Source organism: Synechococcus sp. CCY9202 (assembly GCF_034931685.1).
Lineage (GTDB): Bacteria > Cyanobacteriota > Cyanobacteriia > PCC-6307 > Cyanobiaceae > CBW1002.
Genome location: NZ_JAYGID010000123.1, coordinates 1 through 4,183 on the forward strand (window position 1 = coordinate 1; position 4,183 = coordinate 4,183).

A 4,183-nucleotide genomic window follows, 5' to 3' on the forward strand; every position below is an offset into this window, starting at 1 on the left:
AGCGAGGTTCAGCCTCCAAATCGCCGAATTCAGGCTGATCGGAGCCTGATCGGCGATCAAAATGTTCATCAGGGACAAATCAAGGCCAGGCGCCCTCCTTGAGCGCTTGTTGTCCAGAGGTTCCTTAATTGGAAAGGGTCATGGGAGCTTGGACCTGTAGTTCTTAGAGATGAGCGTTTTAGCACTGAGGCAAACTGTCTTGCAGCTGGGTATGCAATAAAATCAAGGCTCAACCAAGGAATGCTCGCTCCAGTTCGCTATCAGTGCATCGGAGTAGATGCTGGGTTGCCCGCAGGTCTGCCACGCTAGCCTCCTTAAGGGCACCACGAAAAATACCGATTTACCTTGGAAGCAGCGATTGAGACTCATGTACTGGCCGGCGTCGGCATTGGCCAATGGTCGCGACAAGGCCGATTTTTCGTGGTGCCCTTAAGTTTGCAATGATAAGCCTAACTATCTTTCTTGTTATGAACTTTTCGAGTTCAGAAGCTATTTATACCATCAAAGGACCGCCTACCAAGGCAACAAGCAGGCAGCCAATTAGGACGGGGGCGATGACTTCGGCGGGTGGCGGGCGAAGAAGGCATGGGGCAGGGCTGGGAACTGTCTGGTGGCTATGGGAGTGGCCTGAAAGATGCCTTAAGAATGGCTTCAGATGATGACACAATAGTATAGGCAAGCTTTTCAACAACTCGCCATGCATTAAGAGCAATATTTTTCCTTAATAGTAATGGCATCAGAGTCGCCGAGGCGTATCGCTGCATCAAAGTCGGAGCATGCAGCTTCTCTTTCTCCAAGACCAAGATGCGCACGACCACGAATAACATATGCAGATGGATACTCGGATGCTCGCTCACCGACCCATTGGAAAAACCACTCAAGCTCTTTTAGAGCTTCTGCAAACAGACCAATATCAACCGCAGAACCCGATTTTACAATAAGCCCAGTGATGCTGCCAGCTTTGTAAGACACAAGAGCAGAAGCCTGCTCGTATGCCTCCCTGGCTTTACCTTGCTTATACAAGGCGACCGCCATAGCCAGGGCGTCTTGGGTATTGTGCCTGCTCACGGGAGATATTATTGCTGACCTATGACTATTCTGACCGACTTTTTCTATAGGGGCAGCTTCAGGATTTGCTCCAGGCTTGGCAGAAGGCTGAAAAGGCTCTGATTGAGGGGGCTCAACATTCTTGCTCACTACAAAATGGCTTATTGGCACAGCCTGATTAGTGCCTGTTTTCACAGCGACACCTTGTTGCTCACTCATTTTGATACTTGATTACCCATAAGCCTCCGCAAGCCTGAGATCCCGCTCCGTGCAAGGCATGCAGCAGCAGACTGCATTGGCGATGCGCTCGGTCATCTCAGCCATGGCAAAGCGCCGATTGAAGCGGAAGCAGAAGCCGCCCAGGTAGCGCTTGGCGTACTTGTCAAAGTTGAAGGCATGGAAGGTGCCGTTGAAGCTGGTCTTTAGGTTGCCCAGCAGGGTGTTGATCCAGCGGAACTGCGGCAGGTCGTTGGGGTGCTTGCCGGTGGTGACATTCGCCTTGTGGTGGCAGTTGGCCGTTGTCACGGCGCGGAAGCAGGCCAGGCCATCGGAGAGTACATCGCTACCGGGAGTCAGATTATTCAAGGACCAGTTAGCGATCGCCTCTGAACTGAAGCTATTCACCGGCGCGATCTTTGCGTGGATCGGATGGCCGGACTCGTTCAACGAGACGGCTGCCACGATCGGAATCTTGTTTTCTGATCCGCGACCCACCTTGCCGCCAGTGCGTTCTCCGCCGAGGTAGGCATCATCTATCTGAATCTTTCCCCGCAGCAGATACTCCTCCTCCCGTTCGCTCATCGCCCGCAGGATCTTGTTGTGAAGCAGCCAGGCGGTGTCGTAGTTGACGCCCAGGTGACGACTCAATTCCAGCGAGGAGATCCCGTTCTTGGCCTGGCCGATCAGATAAAAGGCCAGGAACCAGTTTGTCAGAGGGAGCTTGGTGGCCTGCAGGATCGTGCCGGCCGTGAGTGTTGTCTGATGGCCGCAGTTGCGGCATTGGTAGCGCTTGAGTCGTCGGCCGTAGACGAGCCCATGCTCATGCCCATTGCAGCGAGGGCACCGGAACCCATCCGGCCAGCGCGCCTTCTCCAAAGCAGCCTCACATTGCTCCTCGGTGCCGTAGAGCCGCTGAAAGCTGGGCAGCGAGAGGCCTTTCTGAAAATGGATGCTGCTGCGCGCCATGACCAGACTGGTATTTGTGTACCACTCTATTCCCCCCGGGTCGGCCGCCGCGGAGTGAGCTGGGTAATCAAGAATCGTTATATCGCAATCTGCAATCCATTTGCATTTTAGCATTTGCCTGGAAGGCGTTTCTTTCTTCGAGGCCTGAGGAGTGAGAGACTGACCTTGGTCTTCCATAGCAAAAATAAAAATCATGCGGGCTGCCAAACTTCAAGCTCCGACAAGCGACTACCAAACTATTAAAATTCTATATTACATCCCAAAAGCTTCTGAGCCATGCTGTCTCCGCAAAGATCTGCCAGCCGCTTAGCGCGAATAAAAAGATGCAGGTCTGCATTAAAAGCTTGGATTGCGAGTATTTGTATTAGCGCAGGCCCTTTGACAGCCAATCAAGAAGTACAGCACATAGGTGCCAACGAATACCTGCCATATCACCCAACAGGCTGCCGGTTTATGAGTTTGCTGAAAAACCCGCCCACCTCTGCGAAAATGGGTCAACCGCCCCAGGCTTGATGCGAGGTCAGCAGGAGCGCAGCGGCTCCTTGTTCTCCTACGTCTCGATCGAGGAGCGGATCCCGACCAGCCATCCACTCAGGCGGATTCGCAAGCTGGCGGATCAGGCCCTCGATCGACTCAATCCCACCTACTGTGAGCTGTACGCCCCAGAAGGCCGACCATCGGTACCGCCGGAGCAGCTGCTGCTGGCCTCGTTGTTGCAGGCGTTCTACGGGATTCGCTCCGAGAGGCTGCTTCTTGAGCAACTCCACTACAACCTGCTGTTCCGCTGGTTTGTGGGCTTGAGCCCTGACGATGCGATCTGGCATCCGACCACATTCACGAAAAACCGTGATCGGCTCCTCACTGACGACGTCATGGGGCTGTTCCTGGAGAAGCTGATGGGAGCACCCGAGGTCAAACCGCTGCTCAGTGACGACCACTTCTCGGTGGACGGCACGCTGCTCCAGGCCTGGGCGTCACACGCCTCCTTGGAGCGGATCGATGGCCAGGAGGATCCTCCGCCTCCGCCCACAGGTCCTGGCGAAGGATTCGGTGCTGCCAAAGAGGGCAAGAAGCGCGCAAAAGGAGACTTCCGCGGCATCAAGCTCAGCAACGAGACCCACCGCTCCAGCACCGATCCTGAGGCACGGCTGGCCCGCAAATCCAATGCCCATCCAGCGCAGCTGAGCTATCGAGGCCATGTCCTCATGGACAACCGCCACGACCTGATCGTCGATTGCCGCGTCACCCAGGCCACGGGCACCGGCGAGCGGGATGCCGCCAAAGAGATGGCAGCAGACCTCGCCGGTGCCCACCAGAAGACCGTCGGCGCCGACAAGAACTACGACACCAAAGGGTTTGTCGCTGAGATGCGGCGGATCGGTGTCACGCCTCACGTGGCCCAGAACACGGCCCGCAGCGGAGGTTCAGCCATTGATGGCCGCACCACCCGCCATGTGGGCTATGCCAAATCGATCAACGCCCGCCGGGGGATCGAAAAGGTATTCGGTTGGATCAAGGCATTTGGCGGGCTGCGCCAGTTCAAACTGCGCGGTACCGACAAAGTCGGCGCCGTGTTTGGCCTGCACGTGATCGCCTACAACCTGATCCGCCTGGGCAACCTGCTCAAACCTGAGCTGGAGGTGGCATGAACAGCCCGTTGTCCAGAGGTGTGCCCAATAGGCCTCAACCAATGTCTTGCAGAGAGGCCAACGATGCCGAAATCGAGCTGTTTGCGGCTCTGATAGCCGCCGATCCGACTTTTTGAGCCGGAAATCCACTGATGCCTGTGGAAAACTGGCTCGTGGGTTGGTTTTTCAGCAAACTCTTAAACCCCGGCCCATCACTGGAGGGAGGCTTGGAAGAGTTGCGGGAACTGCGGCCGATCCGCTCGCGCAGGCTGGCCAGCTCGGTTGCCAGGGCGGTGAGTTGGGCGCGGAGCTGCTCCATCTCC

4 protein-coding genes are annotated in these 4,183 nt (G+C 56.0%); 1 reads left to right on the top strand and 3 read right to left on the bottom strand.

The window, feature by feature from the left end:
- Window positions 1-702: 702 nt before the first annotated feature.
- Together VB777_RS15110 and VB777_RS15115 are read right to left on the bottom strand one after the other, a co-directional pair.
- Entirely contained in the window at window positions 703-1,266 is a 564-nt protein-coding gene (locus VB777_RS15110; protein WP_323249941.1) for a hypothetical protein, read from the bottom strand.
- Window positions 1,267-1,278: 12 nt separating this feature from the next.
- Window positions 1,279-2,232 carry an IS1595 family transposase gene (locus VB777_RS15115; RefSeq protein ID WP_323249947.1) on the bottom strand — a complete coding sequence of 318 codons (954 nt, stop codon included), beginning with the start codon at window positions 2,230-2,232 and terminating at the stop codon, window positions 1,279-1,281.
- 512 nt (window positions 2,233-2,744) lie between these two features.
- Here VB777_RS15115 and VB777_RS15120 point away from each other — a divergent pair.
- Window positions 2,745-3,881 (top strand): IS5 family transposase, encoded by a 1,137-nt coding sequence (locus VB777_RS15120; protein ID WP_323249943.1) that lies wholly within the window; start codon window positions 2,745-2,747, stop codon window positions 3,879-3,881.
- A 34-nt stretch (window positions 3,882-3,915) separates the two neighbouring features.
- On the opposite strand, the gene VB777_RS15125 is transcribed toward VB777_RS15120, so the two are convergent.
- Window positions 3,916-4,183, bottom strand: a 268-nt coding sequence (locus VB777_RS15125) for a DUF6444 domain-containing protein (protein ID WP_323249945.1), incomplete at its 5' end; no start/stop codon positions are given.

Coding starts and splice junctions, on each gene's coding strand:
- VB777_RS15115 (WP_323249947.1), bottom strand. CDS start 2,232: ATGGCGCGCAGCAGCATCCATTTTCAGAAAGGCCTCTCGCTGCCCAGC.
- VB777_RS15120 (WP_323249943.1), top strand. CDS start 2,745: ATGCGAGGTCAGCAGGAGCGCAGCGGCTCCTTGTTCTCCTACGTCTCG.
- VB777_RS15110 (WP_323249941.1), bottom strand. CDS start 1,266: ATGAGTGAGCAACAAGGTGTCGCTGTGAAAACAGGCACTAATCAGGCT.